This is a genomic window from Deefgea salmonis, from assembly GCF_020531905.1.
Classification (GTDB): domain Bacteria; phylum Pseudomonadota; class Gammaproteobacteria; order Burkholderiales; family Chitinibacteraceae; genus Deefgea; species Deefgea salmonis.
This window is the reverse complement of the sequence record NZ_JAJAWG010000003.1, coordinates 62,736-87,039: the sequence shown is the minus strand read 5'-3', so window position 1 is coordinate 87,039 and position 24,304 is coordinate 62,736. Positions and strand designations below refer to the sequence as shown.

Below are 24,304 nucleotides of genomic sequence, written 5' to 3'. Positions count from 1 at the left end.
GCGGCGAGGCTTAAAAGGCACTAAAGCGCTAATTTTAGCATGTTGCTCGCTGATTCTAGGTAGAAGGCTTAATGCAGCGTAATTAAGTGGGTATTTTGATTGCCACGATCGACTTTATAGAGCTCGCAATGGATGGCTTCGCCTTGCGGGGTCTTTAGGTGCGTTAGATTGGCGTATTTATTGTCACCCATGGCCAGCTGGCTAATGCACTCACCAATGATTTTGTCTGCGCTTAGGCCAAGACGCGTGCAAGCGGCCACATTGGCAAATTGAATGATTTCGTTCTCAACCAATAAGAACGGCTGTGGCAACACATCGGCCATGGCGCGAACCAGATGGCTAGTGCCGACTTGGGCTTGTTCGGATTCTTTAAGGTGCGTGATGTCGATGGCAATGGTCAAAATATAAATTTGTCCTTCACGCTCCAGTGGGATTTTGGTGAGGTCAAACCAGTGTGTTCGGCCGTTGTGTAGACTGCAGCAATCTTCGAGGCGAACGGTATTGCCATATTGCAATACCTCATCGTCGCCAGCGGTTAAAATCGAGGTATCTTCATCTAGGCCCATATGGGATTGGACTAGCAGCTCATGCCCCAGTAATGATTGCGTTGCTTGATTCACCAGTAGAAAACGATGGTGTTTATCACGGACAAAAATGAGGCTGGGATTGGCGTCTAAAATTTGCTGGGTAAAACGTTGTTGCTGAAAAAGTGCGGCTTCAATGGCTTTGGTACTAGAAATATCGCGAATAATCACCACACAGCTGCGCGAGGTGAGTGGGGCTAGACGCGCTTCAAACGTGATTTCGGTGTTGTCTAATTGATATTCAAAACGTTGTGCGGTTTGGGTATTTTGGATTTTGATCAAGCATTCTAAAAACTGCCGTGATACCCGCGCAGGAAACAATGTTGCGAGCTTGCTTTGTGCAATCCCATCGGGATGATTGGCGTTGAGGGCTTGATTTTGTGCGGTCACGCGGCGACTGGCATAGTCAATGGTCCAGATTAAGTCAGGCAAAGCCGCGAGTGTATCGGTGGCTTGGGCAGGAGGAACAATCGTGCTGTGTTGACTGGCTTGTGGAATGAGCTTTGGCTTAGGTTTGGAAATAATTAGAGCAGCAATGAGTGCAACTAAAATCAAGACTAGATTAATGCCAATTAAGACTTGGCTTGATGAAGTGATTTGGCTTTGGGCCGCAAAAGTCATCATCAAAATAAACAGACTCATGCTAATGGCGATGTAAATGAGCAAACGAGCTGGCCCAATTTGACTGCGTGCTTTGATTTTTGACGTAGACGGATTTGGGATCATAAGCAATGAGTACATGCCATTTGAATAGATAGAATGGCTGCAATCTTAACGTGATTGCTATGTCTTGAATATGAAATTTTAAGTAAATATAAAGAGAAACAACAAGATATGCTTGGGATGTGGCGGAGTGGACGGGACTCGAACCCGCGACCCCCGGCGTGACAGGCCGGTATTCTAACCAACTGAACTACCACTCCGCAGCGGTATTGATAACTTTACATCACATGAAAATTTCAAATTGCTGGCTTAAGCGCTGTGAACTATTTAATTTGCAGTGGTGTAAATTTACTTCAAGAAAATGGTGGGTCGTGACGGGGTCGAACCGCCGACATCCTGCTTGTAAGGCAGGCGCTCTACCAACTGAGCTAACGACCCATTTTGAAACTAGTGGCGGAGTGGACGGGACTCGAACCCGCGACCCCCGGCGTGACAGGCCGGTATTCTAACCAACTGAACTACCACTCCGCAGTGGTATATATAAATAATGCCGCATTGCCAGTAAGCCAGAGACTAAACTACGCTACTTGAAGTCAGGCGTTGCGATACTATTTGTCTTACAATAATTTTTGCTAATAAAAGCAAAAATCATAAAATTGGTGGGTCGTGACGGGGTCGAACCGCCGACATCCTGCTTGTAAGGCAGGCGCTCTACCAACTGAGCTAACGACCCATTTTAAAACTAATGGCGGAGTGGACGGGACTCGAACCCGCGACCCCCGGCGTGACAGGCCGGTATTCTAACCAACTGAACTACCACTCCGCAGTGGTATTAAATAACTACGCTGCATCAACATCATTCAATGAGCTAATCTACGCTGCTTGAACTGACTATCTGCAGTGGTATTGCACTACAAAAGTTTTTAGCTTTAAAAGCAAAAACTAGAAAACTGGTGGGTCGTGACGGGGTCGAACCGCCGACATCCTGCTTGTAAGGCAGGCGCTCTACCAACTGAGCTAACGACCCATTGTATTACATTGTTTTGTTGGCGGAGTGGACGGGACTCGAACCCGCGACCCCCGGCGTGACAGGCCGGTATTCTAACCAACTGAACTACCACTCCAACAAACATTTGCTACCTGCTTCATGTGTCAACATCAAGCATTCTTTCCAACGCACTTACTAAAAAGTGGTGGGTCGTGACGGGGTCGAACCGCCGACATCCTGCTTGTAAGGCAGGCGCTCTACCAACTGAGCTAACGACCCCTCGTTCGAGAGAGGCCGAATTAAATCATTTTCAGATTGGGTCGTCAACCACTTTTGTAATTAAAAATCGACAGCTTAACGCGATTTAATGGCTGTTTAGCTAGAAAGTGTTTATGAATCAGTTAATTAAATAGCATTTCAAAAATTTAAAAAATATCAAATAAATGTCTTTAATCTAGAAAAATGACGCGGGTATGGGCCGTTTGCTCGTTTGAATGCTGGCGCAAGCGGGGTTTGTCGTGATTTATTGACGGTTGATTTGCACGGAGAGGTCAGTGTCGACTTTTTGTCTTTGCCTGATGCTCGGTACTTTGCATTTGATGGTGCTGGCTTTAAGCTGCAATTGTGACTTTAGCTGCCGTTTGATAATAAGAGCGTAAATATGAGAATTGGCCTGCGTGAGCAAGATCAGCGCGTTGCTTTGCGAATGCAAGTGTGCTGTAAAGTTAAAATTCGTCCTTTGGGTCTGGGTTTGCCTTTTTATGGTGAGTGTATTGATTTGAGTGTGACTGGGATGACGATACAAACGATGTATGTGCCGCGGCCAGATGAGGAATTTGATATTTTTATTATGCCGGTACAGGCTTTTAATTTACGCAATGAGCCATTTTCTGCTCGAGTTCGTGTCAAGCGCAGCCATCGTATTGCAGGGTTGCAATTATATGAATTGGGCTTGGAGATTATTCAAGTTTATCAATAGGGTGCTTTTGTCTTGATCTTGTTGCAACTCATTTGATTTGAATGGCGATTCAATTTCAGCAGTCTTACTGTTTCTCGTAGTACACTAGCAGCCTGTCAGGCGTGCTACTTACGCTTTGTTGCCCTTGTTTTTTCTCGAATCTCAAATGAAACTGATTGCCTTAAAGATTGATGTCGATAATTTATCGGCCATGGAACGAGGTTTGCCGCGACTGCAGCAAATTTTAACTGAGCATGCGTGTGGTGCGACTTTTTTTTGGTCTTTAGGGATAGAAAAAAATGGTCGTTTTTTACTCCCTGGTAGTCGCCTAAGACGAGTCTCTGGCTCAAGTTTGCTGACGTTAAAAAAACGCTTTGGTGTTAAAGCTTTATGTCGAGGCGCTTTATGGCCAGCGCCGACGCTTATGACAACGGCGATGTTGGCGCGACAAGACTTAGATTCGTTTGAACATGCTTTGCGACCGGCGCGTAATGATGCCTGGCAAAATGACATCAGCTCATATTCTGCAACAATGACTGCCGAATGTTTAAAGCGGGCCTATGTAGCGTTTACTCAGAATATGAAGGGTGAGCCGGTCGCGTTTTCAGCTAAGGGCTGGCAGGGCAATAAGGCGGTGTATCGCCTTGAACAGATGATGGGCTGGCGCTTTGCGAGCGATACCCGTGGAAGTCATCCATTTTGGCCTGTTGTTAATGCTGAAACATCGCGCTGCGTACAGTTGCCAGTGACTTTGCCGATGTTAGAAGAACTGCCAAGCCATGGGCGGGTTGAGTCGATTTTGGCACAAACCCAAAAAGAAAGTCCTTGGGGGCATGTGTATAACGCGGCGGCAGATTTTGATGGGATTCAGGCTGCGGATGATTTTATTCGTTTGCTAAAGGGTTGGATTGAACAAGGTTATCAAGTGGTGGCGTTGGGTGAACTATACCAGCAGCTTGATCGAGCCTTGATTCCTTATCATGAAGTGGTTTACCAGTCTTGTACGGGGCGTTATGGGTTACTTGCGACGCAAGGCGTGAGATATCCAAAATAAATAATGCCGCAGAGCGGCATTATTGGGTGGAGAGAAGCGCGTAAGCAGCGATGGGAAACCAAACGTCAACAGACCCTAGCCATCGGCAGTGATTTTTAACGCCAATTCACGCAATGCTTCATCGACTTTATTATTCTCTATTTGGCAGGTGCCGGCATTTTCATGGCCGCCGCCGCCGTATTCCAGCATCAGTTCGCCAATATTGGTTTGTGAGGAACGGTTGATAATCGACTTGCCGGTGGCAAAAACGGTGTTTTGTTTTTGCAGGCCCCACATGACATGAATAGAAACATTGCATTGCGGGTAAAGCGCATAGATCATAAAGCGATTTGTGGCATAAATCGTCTCTTCTTCGCGTAAATCAAGCACCACTAAATTGTCATAAATTCGGCTACAGCGTTGAATTTGCTCTTTAGCCAGCGGGGCGTGCTCCATATACAACTCAACCCGTTCGACGACATCGGGCAGTGTAAGAATGTCTGAAATACCATGATGACGGCAGTACTTGATGAGATCCATCATGAGCTGGTAGTTGGAAATCCGAAAGCTTTTAAAACGCCCCAACCCCGTTCGAGCGTCCATTAAATAATTGAGCAGCACCCAATTTTTTGGATTTAAAATTTCATCACGACTAAATTCAGCAGAATCGGCTTTATCAACCGCTTGCATCATTTCATCACTAATGCCAGCAAATCGAGTGTTACCTCCGTAATAATCAAATACCACTCGCGCTGCTGATGGTGCTTTGGCATCAATAATGTGATTTTTAAGCTGAGCATCATTGCGAATGGTTTCTGAGAAATGATGATCAAAAGCTAAATGCGCCGCAGCCACATAGGGCAGGTTGGTGGTGATGTCCCGACTGGTGATGGGGACTTTGCCATCTTGCATGTCTTTAGGATGAACAAACAAAATATCGTCAATCATCTCAAGTTCATTGAGTAGTACAGCACAAACTAGACCATCAAAGTCACTACGGGTTACTAAACGAAATTTTTCATCAGCCATGAGTAAGCTCCTGCGTTGGTGCATTTACTTTAGTTTGTTTTTTCTTTGTTTGCTGCTTTCACGATACTCATCGCGGTAGCAACCATTCCTGCAACATCGGCGGCATTACTCGGGAGAAGCATCGTATTACTGGTTTTGGCGATATTGCCAAACGCAGAGACGTATTGTTCAGCAACTTTTAAATTAATCGCTTCGAGTCCGCCGGGTGACTCGATGGCTTTCGCGACGACAGCAACGGCTTCTGCGGTTGCATGTGCCACTAAGCGTAGTGCCTCTGCTTCACCTGTCGCGCGATTGATTTGAGCTTGGCGTTCACCTTCTGATTGGTTAATGTCGGCTTGCATGTCACCTTGTGATTTTTGAATTGCAGCTTCTCTTTGTCCTGTAGCTAAATTGATTTGTTCTTGCTTAACACCCTCTGATTGGGCAATGCGGGCGCGTTTCTCACGTTCTGCGGTGATTTGCTGTTGCATTGAGTGCAAAATAGCTTGTGGCGGTGTAAGGTCTTTGATCTCGTACCGTAGTACTTTGACTCCCCAACTGGTGGCGGCTTCATCGAGTGCCGCGACAACAGTGCGATTAATATCATCACGCTCTTCAAAGGTTTTATCCATTTCAAGCTTACCGATGACCGAGCGTAAAGTGGTTTGTGCCAGTTGGCTGATGGCCATTACAAAGTCTGACGTGCCGTAGGACGCCATTTTGGGGTCAACCACTTGAAAGTATAAAATACCATCAACTTGTAGTTGTGTATTGTCCCGGGTGATACAAACCTGGCTAGGAATGTCGAGTGGGATTTCTTTGAGCGAATGTTTGTAGGCCACACGATCTACAAAAGGAATGACAAAATTTAATCCAGGTGCGAGCACGGCATGAAATCGACCTAATCGTTCGATAATGAGTGCGCTTTGTTGTGGGACGATTTTGAATGTTTTTGCGATAAAGATGATGACTGCAATGAGAAGTATTAAGGTGAATTCAAATGGCATAACGTTTCCCTTGAGTGATTAAAGTGGCTGTTTGTTTGATATTTCTAGCGTGGCGCCGTGTTGGGCGCTGATGTGCCAATGACCCTCATCACTGCGCTGACAATCATGGGCGAGAACGGCATTCCATTGGCTGCCTCGGTAGCGAACACGGGCATGATTCTCATCTTGCCAAACTTCAATACTGACGCGCTGGCCAATTTCATTGTCGATGTCACTGGCTTTGTTTTGTAAGTGGGTCAGTTTCCAGTGTCGAATCATAAAAGCGCTAATTAGTGCAAAGAGTGCACTCATGCCAATTTGAAATGACAAACTGAGTTTGAAAGCAGCAGCTGCTGCGCCAGCCAGAAAACCAATGGCAATGGCGATCATATAAAATGTGCTTGAGAATATTTCAAGAATACACAGAACAACAGCGAGCGTAAGCCATATGCTGGTCGCGTTCATAAACAGTGCCAGATAGGGTGATTGAGTCTACAGAGTAGCGGACCTTGGTGCGTGGTGCAAAAAAAGCGCACGTAGGCGTGCGCTTTTGTGGCATTGGTTAAAATCAGGCGCTCAGTCGTTCTCTACCACCAAGATAGGGACGCAGAACAGCAGGCACCGTAATTGAGCCGTCGGCATTTTGGTAGTTTTCAAGTACTGCGACTAAAGTACGACCAACAGCAAGGCCCGAGCCATTTAATGTATGCACCAGTTCATTTTTACCTTGCTCGTTTTTAAAGCGTGTTTGCATCCGACGTGCTTGAAATGCCCCCATGTTTGAACAGCTTGAAATTTCTCTAAAGGTATTCTGTGCGGGTAACCACACTTCTAAATCATAGGTTTTTTGGCTGCTAAACCCCATATCTCCGGTGCACAGTAATACTTTTCGGTAAGGTAGCTCTAATAGCTGCAAGATTTTTTCTGCGTGACCAACAAGCTCTTCAAGTGCGTTATCGGACTGCTCTGGATGAACAATTTGTACCATTTCAACTTTGTCAAATTGGTGTTGACGAATCAAGCCACGTACGTCACGACCGTAAGAACCGGCTTCAGAGCGAAAACAAGGTGAGTGGGCGGTCAGCCTAATTGGCAGTTGCTCAGATTTAAGCAGATCGCCAGCGACGGTATTGGTGAGGGTGATTTCGGAAGTTGAAATCAGATATTGATCTACATGACCTTCCTCGTCACCACCTCGCGTGACTTTGAACATGTCTTCGGCAAACTTGGGGAGTTGGCCGGTGCCAAAGAGTGCCGAGTCGTTGACGATGTAGGGCGTGTACATTTCTTCATAGCCATGCTCATTGCTGTGTGTATTGAGCATAAATTGTGCGAGGGCGCGATGCAATTTAGCAACAGAGCCACGAAGCAAACTAAAGCGACTGCCAGAAAGTTTTGCGCCGGTTTCAAAGTCCAGACCGAGTGGAGCGCCTAAATCAACGTGGTCTTTAATCTCGAAATTAAATGCGCGTGGTGTTCCCCAGCGACTGACTTCAATATTGTCGGTTTCGTCTTTGCCTGTGGGAACCGACTCATCGGGCAAGTTTGGCATCAACTGTAGTAATGCATTGAGTTGTTCGGCGAGTTGGGCGAAAGCCAGCTCTGCTGCTTTTAGCTCGTCACCAAGGCTAGCGACTTCTGCCATGATGATACTTACGTCTTCGCCTTTGGCTTTTGCTGCACCAATTTGCTTGGATGAGGTATTGCGTTTGGCTTGTAAGTCTTGCATTTGCGTTTGCAAAATTTTACGTTCATCTTCTAATTTTTGGAATGTGAGTGCATCAAGCACAAACTTTCGCTCGGCTAAACGAGCAGTTACTACAGCAAGGTCGTTACGTAAAAGTTGGATGTCGAGCATTTTATTCATCACTGAAATAGGGTTGGCTGATTTTACACCAAGGCATGCTTGGCTCGAAGCCTATTGCGTGATTTTGCTAGTATTACGGCGCTGGGCTGTTTTTGTGCCTTGTAAAAAATGATTGTTTTTTTAGTTGAAATAAAAATGCGGTATCAGTTTATTGCTGATACCGCATTTTTATTGCATAGCATAAAACGAAGCGTGAGACCCATTAGCCTCGGCGACTTGATTCAAATAGAAACCAAGTACGACGTTCTGCTTGGTCAATCCATTCTTCCAGCAGGCTTGCTGTAGCTGTGTCGTGGTATTCATCGCAAACGTTGTGCGCTTCACGCAAACGAGCAACAAGATTTTTGCTATCGTCACATAGCTCAGCCAGCATATCCAAGGGCTGTACATATTCCGCATCATTATCTAAAACACGCTGAGTACGTGCAATATGTCCAATCGAGGTAAGAGTTCGGCCGCCCACTTTCCGTACGCGCTCAGCAATCGGATCGGTCATTGCATAGAGTTCGTCACCTTGTTCATCGAGCATCAGATGATAGTCACGAAAGTGTGAGCCACTCACGTGCCAGTGAAAATTTTTGGTTTTTAGATAAAGCGCAAAAACATCAGCCAAAATTAAGTTCATAGCGGCCGTAATATCACGTGTGGCATCTGCGCCAAGGTCGGTTGGTGTGGATAGTGGTGCTGTCAGTGCGCGTTCACCATTGCGTTCAACTGTGGTCATAATATTTACCTTTCGCTTTCATGGGTAGAAATGTGCTGGCGCTAAAATGAGGACTAGACCTGCACAAAGGAGATAAAACGCCAAAATAATCGATAGTGGATTATGTTTCTTACCGATTTTTTAATTTTATAGTTATGCCTTGTTAATTATAAGTAATAATTAACAAGGTAGTCAACTTGATTTTTTGCATTTTTTTGTTTTGTTGTTGCATGTTTGATGTTCTGCTTTCGTGCTATTCCTAGAATGTTATGTGCTAAGAAATATAGTAGTGGATCCAATTTATGCAAGTTATAAGTGAATCAATGGATAAATCTACTTACTAAATGGCTTTTTTTTTGGGGTGTTTTTTTTCGAGCCAGATTGCATCAAGCTCAGCCAAGTGTGCCATTTTGGTGCTTATTTTTTGTTCTAGTCCTCGTGAACTTGCTTGATAAAATTGAATTTTATCGAGACCGTCAGGTAGGTAGGTTTCGCCGGCGGCATAGGCTTCATCTTCATCGTGCGCGTAGCGATATTCGTGGCCGTGCCCCAGTTCGGCCATTAATGGGGTTGGTGCATTACGTAAATGCAAAGGTACTGCGCGAGATTTGTCCTGCTTGACGAGTGATTTTGCTGCTTTGTAAGCGAGATAACCGGCATTGGACTTTGGTGCAACAGCTAAATATATAACCGCCTGAGCGAGAGCCAAGTCGCCTTCTGGCGAACCCAGTCTTTCATAGGTCGTAGCTGCATCGTTGGCAATTTGCATTGCACGAGGATCGGCAAGCCCGATGTCTTCCCAGGCCATACGAACAATTCGGCGTGCTAAATATCGCGCATCGGCACCGCCATCGAGCATTCGGCTTAGCCAGTAGAGCGCACCATCAGGGCTTGAGCCTCGTACTGACTTATGTAAGGCTGAGATCTGATCATAAAAATGATCACCATTTTTATCGAAACGACGGCTGCCTATGCTGAGGGCTTCGCTTAAAAATGCTGCGTTTATATCCGTTCTATTGCTTGTTTGTGCTGCTTGGCTGGCTTGTTCAAATAAATTGAGTAGGCGTCGTCCATCGCCATCAGCAAGATCAACTAAAACCGGAATCGCATCTGCGCAGAGTGTGAGTGTGGGGGTGATGTACGCTTGGGCTCTTTCTATCAGTTGTGTGAGTTCATGTTCATTAAGCGGATTTAAAACATAGACTTGGGCACGAGAAAGTAATGCGGCATTGACTTCAAATGAGGGGTTTTCAGTTGTGGCACCAATGAAAGTAATTAGCCCTGACTCTACAAAGGGTAAAAATGCATCTTGCTGCGACTTATTAAAGCGATGGACTTCATCAACAAACAAAATAGTTTGACGGTTGATTTTCTGGTTCCGCTCGGCTTCATCCATTGCCAATCGGATGTCTTTTACGCCTGAAAAAACAGCCGAGAGTGCAATCAGTTCGCAATCGAAGGCGTCGGCCAGTAGGCGGGCGAGTGTTGTTTTTCCGACCCCAGGCGGCCCCCAGAAAATCATTGAGTGCGCTTTCCCTCCCGCAAGCGCGAGCGCAAGGGGTTTACCCGATGCAAGTAAGTGCTGCTGCCCAACAATGGCGTCAATTGATTTGGGCCGCAATACTTCAGCAAGCGGTTGTATGGGTTTGCGGGTAAAAAGATCACTCACGAATGATATCGCTCCCGTTTGGGGGGATGAAATTAAACTGTTTGCTGTCTATAGCTTGGTTTCGAGTGATCTGTTTGAGTTGTATTTTAGTCGTTTGCCCAAAATGGTCATCTAATTCTAAGAGATTTAAATTATTGTCGCTAAAGCCGATCCGAATTCGAGCAAAACTACTGTCATTTTGCTTGGGAATTAATTCAATCCAGTCGCGCCCCGCACGACTAGGCAAATTTGTGATGTTGAAATTGGTTTCCAGTTTGTTGTCTCCTGCCAGTATTGCTGCAGGACTTGCCTCGAGCGCTTTGCCGACCGGTTTGATGGTTACCTGCGCCAAGTCGGCGTCGTAAAGCCAAACTTGTTTGCCATCGCTGATGATTTCTTGTGGGTAGGGTTTTTCGTAGGTCCAGCGAAACTTGCCAGGACGAAGTAAGCTAAGTTGTCCGGTTGAAGTTTGAGTTTTATTATTTTTAGCTGTTACGTCTTGAGTAAAGCGGGCATTTAGTGACATTGTACCACTGAGGTATTGTTGTATTTTTGACACGTTATCAGCAAACGCAGGCTTAATTGTAAGTATTAGTGTGGTTGTTCCCACTAAAACTAGCTGAAGTAGTTTGTTCATTATCGAGTCGCTTATCCATTTGAATAATAAAAAAGCCCCGCCGAGGCGGGGCTTCGTATTATTGAATGCTAATTACTTAACAACAACTTGAGTGCCGGTGATTTCAACAACAACGCGACGATCTGGTGCCAAGCACTCGATCAATTTAGCGCGATTTTTTTGTTGGCAAGTATCGCCAGTCACTGGATCTGCTTTACCTTTACCGACTGCAGTTACTTTGTCTGCTGGAGCGCCTTTGCTCAACAGATAGTCACGTACAGTATTGGCACGTTTTTCAGATAGAACCATATTGTATTTGTCTGAACCGATGCGGTCAGTGTAACCAACTACAGCGGCAGTACCATCTTTAGGATCCATTGCTTGAACTTCAGTAAACAACGCATCCAACGCATCTTTACCCGCTGGTTTCAACGTAGATTTGTTGAAATCAAACAAGTAATCCGCTTTCAATTCGAATGTTTTAGTTGTTTTAACTGGTGCCGGAACAACTGGTGCAACAGCGGCTTTTACTGGTGCAACTGGCGCAACATAACCTTGGCAACCTTTAACACTTTTTGCCGCTTCAGCAGTCCAAGAACCTGTTTGTACACAAGTACCGTCAGAAATCTTTACAGCGCCTTCTGGATTAGCTTCAGAAACATTGGTGCTGTTTGTTACGTAGATTTCAGTCGCTGCTTGAGCGCCAGCGGCAGCAAATGCAGCAACGATAGCGAATGATGTCAGAGTTTGCTTGATTGTCAGCATGTGGATTCCCCGTTTATAAATCAATAAATGAATGTAACTTACTATTCGTTATAGTAAACGATAATACTGTACCAGTACCCATTCTACTGTCTTAGGTAAATTTGACGCAAATAAAAAGCTTGCACTTGGCGCAACCTTAAAGAATTTGTAACATTGCACAATGCAATACAGCACCATTTACGCAAAAATTGGATCAGAGGCATCCACGTGGTAAACTTGATGTTAACTATAGAATAGTTAAACGAGACTAGTCAGTGTTTATTTGTAACAAAGTTTCCAAAAGACAGTTAAAAATTTCGCCACACTGAATTTAAATTGAGTGTTGGCTTTGATAGTCCCTACGTTTTTCACTAACCGGCCTTATCAATGCACGAACAATTCAGCTTTGCCAAAGAAACGATCCCCGTCAGCCTCGAAGAGGAAATGCGCCATTCCTACCTCGATTACGCCATGAGCGTGATCGTGGGACGAGCGTTGCCTGATGTACGCGATGGTTTAAAACCCGTTCACCGTCGTATTTTATTTGCGATGCACGAAAGTAGTAATGTATGGAATCGTCCTTACGTCAAATGTGCTCGCGTGATTGGTGATGTGTTGGGTAAATATCACCCACACGGCGATTTTGCTGCCTATGAGGCATTGGTGCGGATGGCGCAAGGCTTCTCTTTGCGCTACACCTTGATTGATGGTCAGGGTAATTTCGGCTCGATTGATGGAGACCGCGCGGCGGCCTATCGTTATACCGAGTGTCGTTTGCAAAAAATATCGAGTGAACTTTTGGCCGATATCGACAAAGAAACCGTCGATTTCACGCCCAATTATGATGAAAAAGAACTTGAACCAACCGTCCTTCCTACCCGTATTCCTAATTTATTAGTCAATGGCTCTTCAGGGATTGCCGTGGGGATGGCGACCAATATTCCGCCGCACAATATCAATGAAGTGATCGATGCCAGTCTGGCCTTGCTCGACAATAGCGAGCTTACGATTGATGAGTTGATTGATTACATTCCTGCGCCAGACTTTCCAACCGCCGGTATTATTTACGGCATTCACGGCGTTCGTGAAGGCTATCGCACTGGTCGTGGCCGCGTTGTGATGCGTGCGCGGACCCATTTTGAAGAATGCGGTAAAAATGGTGATCGACAAGCGATCATCGTGGATGAGCTACCGTACCAAGTCAATAAAGCGCGTCTATTAGAACGCATCGCCGAATTGGTTCGCGAAAAAACCATCGAAGGTATTTCTGATCTGCGTGACGAATCAGACAAATCGGGTATGCGAGTAGCGATTGAGCTCAAACGCGGTGAAATGGCTGATGTGGTGCTCAATAATCTCTACAAGCACACTCAGCTGCAAGACAGCTTTGGTATCAATATGGTGGCGCTGGTTGATGGTCAACCGCGTTTATTGAACTTAAAGCAAGTTTTAGAGTGCTTCCTAAAGCATCGCCGTGAAGTCGTTACCCGTCGTACGGTGTATGAGCTGCGTAAAGCGCGTGATCGTGGTCATGTGCTTGAAGGTTTGGCGGTTGCGTTGTCGAATGTCGACGAAATCATCGCGATGATTAAAGCGGCACCAACGCCAAGCGATGCCAAAACCGGCTTAATGAGCCGCGTTTGGAAATCAGGCTTAGTCGGTGAAATGCTCGCTCGCGCTGATGCCAATGCGTCACGTCCAGAAGGCTTACTCGATTGCTTCGGTTTATCGGATGAAGGCTACCGCCTTTCAGACGTGCAAGCTCAAGCGATTTTGGAACTGCGTTTGCAGCGTTTAACTGGGCTTGAACAAGACAAAATTATTGCTGAATACAAAGAAGTCGTCGAAAAAATCCTCGATTTACTTGATATTTTGGCGCGTCCTGAACGGGTCACTGAAATCATTCGCAATGAAATGCTGGAAGTGAAAACCAATTATGGCGATGCCCGTCGCTCTGAAATTATCGCGCATGGCGAAGATATCTGTCTCGAAGACTTAATTACGCCACAAGACATGGTCGTAACGCTGACGCATGGCGGCTATATGAAAGCCACTGCGGTGGACGAATATCGCTCACAAAAACGCGGTGGTCGTGGCAAGCAAGCGGCGGCAACCAAAGACGATGATTTTATTGACAGTCTGTTTGTGGCTAATACGCACGATTATATCTTGTGCTTTAGCTCACGCGGTCGCGTGTATTGGCTCAAAGTTTATGAATTGCCACAAGGCGGCCGAACCAGTCGTGGCAAGCCGATTGTGAACTTGTTGCCGCTGGAAGAAGGCGAAAAAATCAACGCCATCTTGCCAGTTAAAGAATTCGTAGAAGATCAATATATCTTTATGGCCACGGCTGACGGTACGGTGAAGAAAACCTCATTGGCTGACTTCTCTCGTCCGAAACGCAATGGGATTATTGCCATCAACTTGGATGAAGGTAACTACTTGGTTGGTGTGGCGCTGACGCATGGCGAAGATCAAGTGATGCTGTTCTCTGATGCCGGTAAATCGGTGCGCTTTGCCGAAGGGGATGTTCGCGCCATGGGTCGAACTGCCGCTGGTGTACGTGGGATGCGATTGGCCGAAGGGCAAAAAGTGATTTCGCTATTGGTCGCCAATTCAGACGAGCAAATGGTGTTGACGGCCAGCGATGGTGGTTACGGTAAACGCACTCCGGTGGGCGACTTCCGCCATACCAGCCGAGGTACGCAAGGCGTGATTGCAATGGACTTGACTGACAAAACCGGTTTAAAACTGGTTGCCGCCAGTCTGGTCGAAGAATCGGACGACGTGATGTTGATTACCACCGGTGGCGTGTTGATTCGCACTAAGGTTAATCAAATTCGTGAAACAGGTCGCTCGGCGCAAGGTGTTCGCTTGATTAATTTGGATGAGGGCGAACATTTGTCCGGTTTAGAAAAAGTCGCTGAAGTGGACGAACCTGAAGGCGATGAGTCTGAGTTGATCGAAGAGGGTGCAGACGTTGTAGAAGCTGTAGTGGCACCATCAGATGTGGTCGATATTGATCCAGCAACCCCTAGCGAATAAAGGCCAACAATGAACGGACTGTGGTTACCTGTTGCAGCACCTGAGTTTTTTGCCCAAGTTGCGCCGTGGTTTATGGCGTTACCGCATTGCAAAACATTAGGCTTGGAATTGGTTACCGCAGGACGCGGTAAAGTAACGCTCAAATTGCCATTTAAAGACGCGCTGATCGGCAACCCCGAAACTCGCGTTTTGCATGGTGGCGTTGTGACCTCATTGATTGATACGGCTAGCGGGATTTCGCTGTATACCTTGCTCGACCAGCCAGAAGCCGCCGCTACGCTCGATCTCCGGATCGACTATTTGCGGCCGGCCAAACCCGACTTACCACTGTATTGCACTGCCGAGTGTTATCGCTTAACTGAGTCGATTGCATTTATGCGCGCCACGGCTTATCAGGCCGATCCGGATAAGCCGATTGCGCATTCAGTGTCTACTTTTGCGCGTATGGCAACAACCAAGGAATCTGCATAATGGCTGAGGGTATTGCTTGCTTTGCTAATCTGAATGAAGCCTTGGATCAAATACCCTATGCCAAATTGCTAGGGATTCAAGCCATTGAGCAAAATGGTCGACCAGCGTTTTACCTGCCTTTTGCTGAGCACAATATCGGCAATGTGCTATTGCCTGCCATTCATGGCGGTGTGATTGGTGGCTTTTTAGAAAACGCCGCTGTATTGCATTTAATGTGGGCGCAAGAAAGCACTGGCATTCCCCGTGTCATTGACTTTTCGATTGATTATTTGCGTTCGGCCAAAGCCTTGGATTTACACGCGCGTTGCGAGATTGTTCGCCAAGGCAAACGGGTGGCCAATGTATTAATGACCGCATGGCAAGAGGATGAATCCAAACCCGTCGCCACAGCGCGGGCGCATTTCTTGTTGAGCTAATCGGCTAAAACCTCACACGCGTTAGTTCAATATTCAGCGCAAAATATCTCGGTGTGCTTATTTGGGCTGGCAGCAAAACACCAAACCACGGCGCAGCTCCAATATAGTGACAGGGTTTTGCCGCGTTTTTGCTGACCCCAATCATTGCCTTATTACCTGTTTTAAGAGAATGCTCATGACTCAAGTGTTTAATTTTTCCTCTGGTCCGGCGGTTTTGCCGCACGAAGTATTACTGCAAGTTCAAGCCGAAATGCTCGATTGGCATGGCTCAGGCATGAGCGTGATGGAAATGAGCCATCGCGGGCCTGAATTTGGCCAAATTTTGGCTGAAGCTGAAGCCGATTTGCGCACGCTGATGGCGATTCCTGAAAACTACAAAGTGCTGTTTTTACAAGGCGGGGCGCATTTGCAATTTGCCATGTTGCCACTCAATTTCGCTCCCGTCGGCAGTACGGTGGACTTTGTGAATACGGGGCATTGGTCGAAAGTGGCGATTAAAGAAGTGAGCCGCTACGCCAACGTGAATATTGTCGCCAGCAGTGAAGATAAAAACTTCAGCTATGTGCCCGATGAATCGTCTTGGCAACGCACGCCAGACGCGGCGTTTTTGCATTACTGCAGCAATGAAACCATCGGCGGCGTTGAGTTCAACCACATTCCGCAAGCCAATGGCGTGCCGCTGATGTGTGATATGTCGAGCAATATTTTATCGCGTCCGGTCGATGTGAGCCAGTTCGGTATGATTTATGCTGGGGCGCAAAAAAACATGGGGCCATCGGGTGTGGCGGTGAGTATCGTTCGGACCGACTTACTGGGTAAGGCGCGCAGCGATACACCCACCATGCTCAATTACAAATCGTATGCCGATAACGGCTCGATGTACAACACGCCACCGTCGTTTGGTATTTACGTGGCGGGCTTGGTCTACAAGCACGTGTTGCAGCAGGGTGGTGTGGCAGCGATGGAAGCAAAAAACATCGAAAAAGCCAATGTGATTTACGCCGCAATTGATGGCTCAAATGGTTTTTACCATTGCCCTACGGCGCAGGCTGATCGCTCGCGAATGAATATCCCGTTTACTTTGGCCGATCAACAGCTCGATCAAGCCTTCCTCGCGGGGGCCGAAGCGCGGCATTTATTGCAGCTCAAAGGGCATCGCTCGGTGGGCGGGATGCGCGCTTCGATTTATAACGCGATGCCATTGGCCGGTTGCCAAGCGTTGGCTGAATATATGCATGAATTTGCCAAGATGAAGGGCTAAACGATGGCGGGTCAAGGTTCTGGCGGTAATGTGATTGCCGCATTGGCGAGTTTTTTCATTCCCGGCTTGGGGCAATTACTCCAAGGGCGCGTGCTCAAAGCCGCACTGATGTTTGTTGCTGCGGCGGTGTTATGGTGGATTTTGCTGGGCTGGATTATTCATTTGTGGTCGATTGTCGACGCCGCTTTATTTAAACCCAATACTTGAGCTTATTCATGTCTGATGACTTGTTAAAACAGCATCGTGATGCAATTGATGCGATTGATCAGCAAATTCTTGCTTTGATTAATCAACGTGCCCAGCACGCCCGTACGATCGGCGAAATTAAAGGCAGCGGCGTGGTGTATCGCCCAGAGCGCGAAGCACAAGTGCTGACGCGGATTAAAGACACTAATCCGGGGCCGTTGTCGGGTGAAACCTGCGCGCGCTTATTCCGTGAAATCATGTCGGCGTGCTTGGCGCTTGAGCGCCCATTGACCATCGCCTTTTTGGGGCCAGAAGGCACATTTACTCAAGCGGCGGCGATTAAGCACTTTGGCCATGCGGCATCCACTTTGGCATGCGCTTCGATTGACGAAGCGTTTCGCGTGGTTGAAGCGCGCGGTGCGGATTATGTGGTAGCACCAGTGGAAAACTCCACCGAAGGCGCCGTCGGCCGCACGTTGGATTTAATGGTGACTACCCCACTGCAAATCTGCGGTGAAGTGGTGCTACGGATTCATCATCATTTCTTGCGACAAACCACCGATATGGCGGGCATTAAGCGGGTGTATTCGCACGCCCAAAGTTTGGCGCAATGCCATGAATGGCTTAATAAACATCTGGGTGATGAGGTTGAGCGTATTTCGGTGGCCAGCAATGCCGAAGGTGCGCGTTTAGCCAGTCTTGACCCAAGCAGCGCCGCAATTGCCGGTGATTCGGCGGCGGAGAAATTCGCGCTGAATAAACTTGCGGTCAATATTGAAGACGAACCGAATAACACCACTCGATTCTTGGTGCTGGGTTATCAGCAAGCCGCGCGTTCGGGTAAAGACAAAACATCGTTGGTGATTTCAGCGCCGAATCGCCCTGGTGCTTTGCATACCTTAGTGGAGCCACTAGCCAGAAATGGCGTGTCGATGAGTAAGTTTGAATCGCGACCAAGTCGAACGGGGCTGTGGGAGTATGTGTTTTTTGCCGATGTAGATGGCTTTATTGACGATGTACCACTGCAAGCGGCATTAAAAGATTTGCAAGATGTTGCCGCTTTTGTGAAAGTTTTGGGCTCATACCCACAAGCTGTCATTTAATGGTGATGTTGGCGTCGTAGTGTAGTGTCGTCAATTTCAATCAGCTAGGTAGGCATGCAATGAAATCAGTCGTGGTATTTTGTGGTGCACGCTTTGGCACAAAAGAAGTCTATCGTCACCAAGCGCAACATCTAGGTCGCGGCTTGGCCGAACGTGGCTTAACCTTAGTGTATGGCGGTGGTCATATTGGCTTAATGGGTGCTGTCGCTGAGGCGTGTTTAGATGCCGGTGGCCAAGTGATTGGCGTGATTCCGCAGTTTATGGTTGAACGAGAACTGGGGTATGGCGCGTGCAGCCAATTAGAGATCGTCGATTCGATGCATACCCGCAAGGCACGGATGGCCGAATTGGCTGATGGCTTTATTGCCATGCCGGGTGGATTTGGTACGTTTGATGAGTTATTTGAGATTTTAACTTGGGGGCAAATCGGTCTGCACGAAAAACCAGTTGGCTTACTCAATACCGCAAATTATTTTGCGCCATTGCAAGCGATGGTGGTGCAAGCGGTGGAAGAGGGCTTTGTGAGTGGCAGTGATGCGGCTCAATTGCTGTGCGCCAATGATCCCATCGAGCTGATCGAGTTATTGCAAAGTAAACCTTCTCGTCGCGCAGGTGAATGGTGGAAAACTTAACGCATGCTTTACCCGGTGATGCCAAGCGGGCTGCAGCACTGATTTATCAGTCCGACGCGCCTTTTTATGACTATTGGTTTGCCTTGCCGCCTGAATTGGTGGTGCTCAACTTAGCGCAGCTTTGGCAGGCGGAAACCGGCAGTTACAGCCATCGCAATGCGCAAGTATTGCGTAATAGCGACGATGAGCTGATTGCCTTGGTGTTTCATTATTCCGCTGGCTTTGGCGCGCAATTGCAAGTCAGTGATGCATTTGAAATCGGCGCTTTAGCCCTCGACTTGCAGATTTTGCAAGATCGCCAATCGCAGCTGGATTTTTTATTTCCGCACGTACCTAAAAATGCTTGGTATTTACGTACCATCGCAGTTCATCCGGATTGTCGCCGCCAGCATTTAGGCGAGCGGATGTTGGCGCAGGTTTGCATGGCCGCGCGCCAAGCGGGTTATTTTAGCCTGCATCTGGATGTCGATAGCGCCAACACCGCGGCAGTACGCTTTTATCAGCGCTATGGCTTTGAAGTCTTGGTTGAATCAACGGTACAGCGCTTGGCGATGTTTAAGCTGCCAGCCAGCTTTCGCATGACAAAAAAATTAAACCTCGGCCATGAACTTGCCACGGCCGATAGCTTGAACGACTAAGGATAACGATGTTGACGCTTGCCCCCGAATATATCCGCGCGATTGCGCCGTATCAACCCGGTAAACCGGTCGCTGAACTAGCGCGTGAAATGGGGCTTGATCCAGCAACAATCGTTAAATTGGCTTCGAACGAAAACCCACTGGGCATGGGCCCCAAAGCCCGTGCGGCAGTTGAAAAAGCAATTGCTGACTTAGCGCGCTATCCCGATGGGAATGGTTTTGAGTTGAAAACCAAAATTGCCGAAAAATACCAAGTCGCCAGCGAGCAAATCGTATTGGGCAATGGCTCAAACGACGTACTGGAACTGATCTCACATGCTTTTTTGCAAGCGGGTGATACTGCGGTGTATGCCGAATACGCCTTTGCCGTTTATCCCTTGGCCACGCAGGCCATGGGCGCGACAGGGCTGTGCGTGAAGGCGCTCGATTACGGCCATGATTTAGACGCTATGCGTGCGGCCATTTTGCCCAGCACAAAAATCGTTTGGATTGCCAATCCAAATAATCCGACGGGTACCTTGGCGCGCCCGGGCGATTTGATCGAGTTTTTAGAGTTATGCCCAAGCCATGTGCTGGTGGTGCTCGACGAAGCGTATACTGAATTTTTACCTGCCGCCAAACGCAGCGATTCGATTGAATGGCTAAAAAAATTCCCGAATTTAATCGTCGTAAGAACCTTCTCTAAAGCCTTTGGTTTAGCGGGTTTGCGCGTTGGTTTTGCGCTAGCCAGCCCTGAAATCATTGATATGCTCAATCGCGTTCGCCAAGCGTTTAACGTCAATAGTTTGGCGCAAGCGGCAGCGACTGCGGCACTGGACGACGAGGATTTTTTGCAAGAGTCAGTGCGGATAAATAATGAAGGCATGCAGCAAATCACCGCTGCATTTCGCCAGCTTGGCATTAGCTTTATTGAGTCGGCGGGTAACTTTGTGACTTTCCACTGTGGCGATGCTAAAATGCTTAATCAATTTATGCTCGAGCGTGGGGTGATTGTGCGGCCATTGGCGGGCTACGGCATGCCGAATAGTTTACGAGTGTCGATTGGTTTGCCGGCGGAAAATGCACGGTTTATTGAGGTATTGCAGCAAGCAATGAATGATTGATGGGGTATTGCTAGCTAGCGCACAATTTATATGATCTAGCTGGCAATACCTACTGTCCGTATAAAGCAACACAGTCAGTTCCTTATCTGACGCGGCACTGCCGCAATGGGTTTGACGATCTGCAATCAAACTGCCGACCGAACATCGCCTCGGTTATAATGGCGGCAAAATAAATTACCTCGGGAGAGCACCATGTTCGGCAAAGATAATTGCTACGTTTCTGAATACACCCATTTTATTGAAGATGTTTTGGCAAAAAATCCAGAACTTAAACAAGGCCAAATCGACGGCCGCGCTTTATTGTGGGATAAAGAGCCCATCAATTTGGACGAACGCAGCCGAATTGATGCATCGACAGTGAATAAATAAATTGTTCTAGCGCAATAACAAAACCGCCTAATTTAGGCGGTTTTTTGTTGGGTAAGGCAGGCTTAGCAGCTTGGTCATAGCCTATTTTCGACCCGAAGCAGATGCTCAATGATAAGGTAGGTACGATTAGCGTAGCGTAATCGTACGCATGCCATTCCTCCGATTACGCTGCGCTAATCGGAGCTACGGTGCTAGAAAATATTGCTTGGTTAGACTCTGTTTACGAAGCCCCATTGTCGCGGTAAACGTTGGGCTGCATTGCATTTAGCCCAACCTACGCTGCTGCGCTCGACCCGAAGCAATCAATCTTTCTGTTGGCACGTTCTTAGTTACAGTTTATAAGCCAGTTCTCTCAAGCTTGTTTCAGAAAGCCTATAGCTAAGTCTTTCTACAACCAGTTCAGCGCCAAGACTTTCATAGAATGAGATGCCCTTGGCATTGGTTGACTTGACTGGCCAATCAATCCGGCAACAACCATTGTCCATGGCATATCGAGCAATCCAAGCAAAAATAGCTTTTCCAATACCGTGCCCTCTTTGAGCAGACAGCACATAGATTTCTTTTAGTTGAACCTGTCGATTTTTTTCCGGTGACGGTTCGACAAGTGAGTAGGTCAATGAAATAGCCGCGAAGCCGACCACAACACCGTCACCGTTGATAGCAACTACTAATTGCAGGGGTGACACGGGGGCCAAAATGTTTTTTAGCAGATGCTCTCTGACGACACTGCGATAAGGTGTGGAACTTTCGCTGTAGTAGCAGTGAAGCTCCAGCAATAAATCAATCAAAGATTCATACTGATTTTCTGATATTAATTCAACGAGCATTGGAATTTACCTGGAATTAAATTGTGTCCGCTTCTGGCCAATTGCAGGCTATCCCTTGTTCAGTAATGAATGTCATCAAGCAACGCTAAATAAGAAATAGCCAAAAGATTTTATTTTTTAAACGCGCCCAGTATTTTCCCAATGACGGTCACAACGAGTAATGTCGCGGCACCGGCGATGACGCCGGCAATCGCGTTTAAAAATGACGGTGCTAATGCGGCCAGTATGCCGCCAATGGCGGGGAGGGTATTTGCGCTGTGGGCTGCGGCTTCGATAGCGTGGTGAATGACGGGGATGCCGTGGGTGATGATGCCACCGCCGACCATAAACATCGCCAAGGTGCCGACCACGGCTAACACGCGCATTAAAACTGGTGCGCCAGCGAGTAATACGCGACCGACGCTGCGGCTAATGGCGTTGGCGTTGGGTTTTTGGCTCAGGTAAAGGCCGGCATCGTCCATTTTCACAATGGCGGCGACCAAACCGTACACGCCGACGGTCATGATAATGGCGATGCCGGTGAGTACCGCGACTTTGCTGCTAAAGCTAACGGCGGCCACGGTGCCAAGGGTGATGACGATGATTTCTGCTGAAAGCACAAAGTCGGTGCGAATCGCGCCTTGGATTTTTTCTTTCTCAAACGCCACCAAATCGATGGCTGGGTTATTGGCAGCAGCGCTCAATGCCTGATGATCGGCGACGTCTTCAGCGTGCGAGTGCAAAAAGGGATGGGCGATTTTTTCAAAGCCTTCAAAGCATAAATACAATCCGCCCAACATTAACAGCGGCATAATCAAGGGCACATTCAGGCCGTTAGCGCGCAATTGGTCTTCGATAAAGCTAATGAGTAGTGCAGCAGGCACCAAAATCAGTTTGTTTTTAAATGAGCCTTTGGCCACCGCCCAAACGACGGGCAGTTCGCGCTCGGCGCGCACACCGGAGACTTGCTCGGCATTGAGTGCTAAATCATCGCCTAATACGCCGGCGGTTTTTTTTGCGGCAACTTTGGTCATTAGCGCTACGTCGTCAAGCACGGCGGCGATGTCATCGAGTAATACTAAAAGGCTGGTTCCGGCCATGGTTTAATCCTGCTGTAATTTGAGCGTTAATATACCCGAAGTTGGTGTAATTCTCGATTTGCTGAGCGGGTTTGGGCCAAAAAAAAGCCAGCGCGAACGCTGGCGATGGGATCGCGATGGGCTTAACAGCAGAATAAGCCTTTGGCGCTAAATTGAGCACGAACGCGCTCGACCATTTCTTGGCTTGGTGGGCGAGTGTCGGTCAGTTCGTATTTCATCCCCAGATCAACCCATTTGTTTTCGCCCATTTTATGAAAGGGCAAAATTTCCACGCGTTCGATTAAACTCGGTGCTCGAGCACTGAGCTCGCTGAGGTAATTGGCGAGGCCGGCGACATCTTGCTCGTCGTCGCTAATGCCGGGTACCAAAACGTAGCGAATCCACAGTTTCTTTTTGAGGTGAATCATGCGTTCGGCAAAATCTAGCGTGGGTTGCAGCGGTTTGCTGGTCAGCGCTTCGTATTTAATCGGGTCAAATTGTTTGATGTCGAGCAGCACTAAGTCGATATTGTCGAAGTATTCATCCGGTAAGTGCGCTGCCAAAAAGCCTTGGGTATCGAGTGCGGTGTGCACTTTAAGCTCGTGTTTGACTCGGCGAAAAATCTCGCCAACAAAATGAGCTTGCATCAAAGGCTCGCCGCCAGAAATAGTCAGCCCGCCCGCAATGCGTAAAAAGCTGGCGTATTTGGCAATCTCAGCAACGATAGCGTCGACGGTGTATTGCTTACCGTTGTGCAGCTTCCAAGTGTCAGGATTGTGGCAGTACAAGCAGCGAAATTGGCAGCCGCTAACAAATAACGCAAAGCGCATGCCAGGGCCATCAACAGCAGCGCCGGTTTCAATGGAATGAATGTAGCCAAATTGATTGCCATCGGCATCAAAGGCAGCAGGGACGATTTCACCTGCAGGTTTGTCGAGTGCCATGATGATTTCCAGTGATTTTTTTAGTTTTAAGGTTTTTATCGATTACATGTAAAAACGGACCGCAGGCGATGCCTTGCGATCCGTGTTTGAACTAGATTCCAATCAACATTTTTCGTGGAAAGTGCGATTGATCACGTCTAGTTGCTGTTCGCGAGTCAGTTTAACAAAGTTTACGGCATAACCTGATACGCGCACGGTCAATTGTGGGTAATTATCAGGATTGGCCATTGCGTCTTCGAGTGTTTCTTTGTTCAAAATATTCATATTCAAATGAAATAATTGTGCCATTGTGCCGTCCTCTTAGGTATGTGCTTGTAGCTATGATTGGCTGATGCTTGTATGGTAATACCCCAGAGGGATACTGCCATGTTTCATCACTACAAGAATGTGAATGAACCGTAGCGCCGCTTCGTGATCTTGATCTTAACTACCGCAAAAATCAGGATCGCG

Annotated in this window: 25 protein-coding genes and 8 tRNA genes; 12 read left to right on the top strand and 21 right to left on the bottom strand. The window is 47.4% G+C overall.

From position 1 onward, the window contains the following. Positions 1–68: 68 nt before the first annotated feature. From LG219_RS06675 to LG219_RS06635, 9 genes are all read right to left on the bottom strand, one after another. A complete protein-coding gene (locus tag LG219_RS06675; RefSeq protein WP_226763746.1) occupies positions 69–1,226 on the bottom strand; it encodes a PAS domain-containing protein in 1,158 nt (385 codons plus the stop codon). A 204-nt stretch (positions 1,227–1,430) separates the two neighbouring features. Then, positions 1,431–1,507, bottom strand: a tRNA-Asp gene (locus tag LG219_RS06670). Positions 1,508–1,609: 102 nt separating this feature from the next. Then, positions 1,610–1,685, bottom strand: a tRNA-Val gene (locus tag LG219_RS06665). Between the two features lie 13 nt (positions 1,686–1,698). Next, positions 1,699–1,775, bottom strand: a tRNA-Asp gene (locus tag LG219_RS06660). Positions 1,776–1,904: 129 nt separating this feature from the next. Next, a tRNA-Val gene (locus LG219_RS06655) sits at positions 1,905–1,980 on the bottom strand. Between the two features lie 13 nt (positions 1,981–1,993). Further along, positions 1,994–2,070: transfer RNA gene (locus LG219_RS06650), tRNA-Asp, on the bottom strand. Between the two features lie 128 nt (positions 2,071–2,198). Next, a tRNA-Val gene (locus LG219_RS06645) sits at positions 2,199–2,274 on the bottom strand. A gap of 20 nt (positions 2,275–2,294) precedes the next feature. After that, a tRNA-Asp gene (locus LG219_RS06640) sits at positions 2,295–2,371 on the bottom strand. A 67-nt stretch (positions 2,372–2,438) separates the two neighbouring features. Beyond that, positions 2,439–2,514, bottom strand: a tRNA-Val gene (locus tag LG219_RS06635). A gap of 382 nt (positions 2,515–2,896) precedes the next feature. Here LG219_RS06635 and LG219_RS06630 point away from each other — a divergent pair. Beyond that, on the top strand, positions 2,897–3,214 hold the full coding sequence (locus LG219_RS06630) for a PilZ domain-containing protein (protein WP_226763745.1): 318 nt from the start codon (positions 2,897–2,899) through the stop codon (positions 3,212–3,214). Between the two features lie 145 nt (positions 3,215–3,359). Next, positions 3,360–4,247, top strand: coding sequence for a polysaccharide deacetylase family protein (locus tag LG219_RS06625; RefSeq protein ID WP_226763744.1), 888 nt, complete (start codon positions 3,360–3,362; stop codon positions 4,245–4,247). 75 nt (positions 4,248–4,322) lie between these two features. On the opposite strand, the gene LG219_RS06620 is transcribed toward LG219_RS06625, so the two are convergent. The 8 genes from LG219_RS06620 to LG219_RS15400 form a co-directional block, all read right to left on the bottom strand. After that, positions 4,323–5,255, bottom strand: coding sequence for an exopolyphosphatase (locus LG219_RS06620; RefSeq protein ID WP_226763743.1), 933 nt, complete (start codon positions 5,253–5,255; stop codon positions 4,323–4,325). Positions 5,256–5,284: 29 nt separating this feature from the next. Beyond that, on the bottom strand, positions 5,285–6,244 hold the full coding sequence (locus LG219_RS06615; protein WP_226763742.1) for an SPFH domain-containing protein: 960 nt from the start codon (positions 6,242–6,244) through the stop codon (positions 5,285–5,287). A gap of 18 nt (positions 6,245–6,262) precedes the next feature. Further along, on the bottom strand, positions 6,263–6,688 hold the full coding sequence (locus LG219_RS06610) for an NfeD family protein (protein WP_226763741.1): 426 nt from the start codon (positions 6,686–6,688) through the stop codon (positions 6,263–6,265). A 103-nt stretch (positions 6,689–6,791) separates the two neighbouring features. After that, on the bottom strand, positions 6,792–8,081 hold the full coding sequence (gene serS / locus LG219_RS06605; protein ID WP_226763740.1) for a serine--tRNA ligase: 1,290 nt from the start codon (positions 8,079–8,081) through the stop codon (positions 6,792–6,794). A 211-nt stretch (positions 8,082–8,292) separates the two neighbouring features. Then, a complete protein-coding gene (locus LG219_RS06600) occupies positions 8,293–8,814 on the bottom strand; it encodes a Dps family protein (protein ID WP_226763739.1) in 522 nt (173 codons plus the stop codon). Between the two features lie 319 nt (positions 8,815–9,133). Beyond that, a complete protein-coding gene (locus LG219_RS06595; RefSeq protein WP_226763738.1) occupies positions 9,134–10,462 on the bottom strand; it encodes a replication-associated recombination protein A in 1,329 nt (442 codons plus the stop codon). Next, on the bottom strand, positions 10,455–11,078 hold the full coding sequence (lolA, locus tag LG219_RS06590; protein ID WP_226763737.1) for an outer membrane lipoprotein periplasmic chaperone LolA: 624 nt from the start codon (positions 11,076–11,078) through the stop codon (positions 10,455–10,457). Before lolA ends, LG219_RS06595 begins: the two co-directional genes overlap by 8 nt. Before the next feature lie 72 nt (positions 11,079–11,150). After that, entirely contained in the window at positions 11,151–11,822 is a 672-nt protein-coding gene (locus tag LG219_RS15400; protein ID WP_284691617.1) for an OmpA family protein, read from the bottom strand. 366 nt (positions 11,823–12,188) lie between these two features. Here LG219_RS15400 and gyrA point away from each other — a divergent pair, with 366 nt between their 5' ends. The 10 genes from gyrA (at position 12,189) to LG219_RS06535 (ending at position 21,025) form a co-directional block, all read left to right on the top strand. After that, the gene (gyrA, locus tag LG219_RS06580) at positions 12,189–14,846 is read left to right on the top strand and encodes a DNA gyrase subunit A (RefSeq protein ID WP_226763736.1); all 2,658 of its coding nucleotides are present in this window, start codon (positions 12,189–12,191) and stop codon (positions 14,844–14,846) included. A gap of 9 nt (positions 14,847–14,855) precedes the next feature. Further along, on the top strand, positions 14,856–15,317 hold the full coding sequence (locus LG219_RS06575; protein WP_226763735.1) for a PaaI family thioesterase: 462 nt from the start codon (positions 14,856–14,858) through the stop codon (positions 15,315–15,317). Then, positions 15,317–15,733 carry a PaaI family thioesterase gene (locus LG219_RS06570; RefSeq protein ID WP_226763734.1) on the top strand — a complete coding sequence of 139 codons (417 nt, stop codon included), beginning with the start codon at positions 15,317–15,319 and terminating at the stop codon, positions 15,731–15,733. The genes LG219_RS06575 and LG219_RS06570 overlap by 1 nt, the downstream gene beginning before the upstream one ends. Before the next feature lie 175 nt (positions 15,734–15,908). Next, positions 15,909–16,994, top strand: a complete 1,086-nt coding sequence (serC, locus tag LG219_RS06565; RefSeq protein WP_226763733.1) for a 3-phosphoserine/phosphohydroxythreonine transaminase — start codon at positions 15,909–15,911, stop codon at positions 16,992–16,994. A gap of 3 nt (positions 16,995–16,997) precedes the next feature. Further along, entirely contained in the window at positions 16,998–17,201 is a 204-nt protein-coding gene (locus LG219_RS06560; protein ID WP_226763732.1) for a DUF6677 family protein, read from the top strand. 8 nt (positions 17,202–17,209) lie between these two features. Then, complete coding sequence (gene pheA / locus LG219_RS06555) at positions 17,210–18,283, top strand: prephenate dehydratase (RefSeq protein ID WP_226763731.1); 1,074 nt, start codon at positions 17,210–17,212, stop codon at positions 18,281–18,283. A 59-nt stretch (positions 18,284–18,342) separates the two neighbouring features. Continuing rightward, positions 18,343–18,915, top strand: coding sequence for an LOG family protein (locus LG219_RS06550; protein ID WP_226763730.1), 573 nt, complete (start codon positions 18,343–18,345; stop codon positions 18,913–18,915). After that, positions 18,903–19,553, top strand: a complete 651-nt coding sequence (locus tag LG219_RS06545; RefSeq protein WP_226763729.1) for a GNAT family N-acetyltransferase — start codon at positions 18,903–18,905, stop codon at positions 19,551–19,553. The genes LG219_RS06550 and LG219_RS06545 overlap by 13 nt, the downstream gene beginning before the upstream one ends. An 8-nt stretch (positions 19,554–19,561) precedes the next feature. After that, on the top strand, positions 19,562–20,656 hold the full coding sequence (gene hisC / locus LG219_RS06540; RefSeq protein ID WP_226763728.1) for a histidinol-phosphate transaminase: 1,095 nt from the start codon (positions 19,562–19,564) through the stop codon (positions 20,654–20,656). A 192-nt stretch (positions 20,657–20,848) separates the two neighbouring features. Beyond that, on the top strand, positions 20,849–21,025 hold the full coding sequence (locus LG219_RS06535; RefSeq protein WP_173531898.1) for a DUF3460 family protein: 177 nt from the start codon (positions 20,849–20,851) through the stop codon (positions 21,023–21,025). 329 nt (positions 21,026–21,354) lie between these two features. On the opposite strand, the gene LG219_RS06530 is transcribed toward LG219_RS06535, so the two are convergent. The 4 genes from LG219_RS06530 to LG219_RS06515 form a co-directional block, all read right to left on the bottom strand. Then, on the bottom strand, positions 21,355–21,852 hold the full coding sequence (locus tag LG219_RS06530) for a GNAT family N-acetyltransferase (protein ID WP_226763727.1): 498 nt from the start codon (positions 21,850–21,852) through the stop codon (positions 21,355–21,357). Positions 21,853–21,962: 110 nt separating this feature from the next. Next, positions 21,963–22,931: a DUF808 domain-containing protein gene (locus tag LG219_RS06525; protein ID WP_226763726.1), complete on the bottom strand. Its 969-nt coding sequence runs from the start codon at positions 22,929–22,931 to the stop codon at positions 21,963–21,965. A gap of 122 nt (positions 22,932–23,053) precedes the next feature. Continuing rightward, complete coding sequence (gene pflA / locus LG219_RS06520) at positions 23,054–23,854, bottom strand: pyruvate formate-lyase-activating protein (protein WP_226763725.1); 801 nt, start codon at positions 23,852–23,854, stop codon at positions 23,054–23,056. A 102-nt stretch (positions 23,855–23,956) separates the two neighbouring features. Further along, entirely contained in the window at positions 23,957–24,142 is a 186-nt protein-coding gene (locus LG219_RS06515) for a glycine radical domain-containing protein (RefSeq protein WP_250647228.1), read from the bottom strand. Positions 24,143–24,304: the final 162 nt, after the last annotated feature.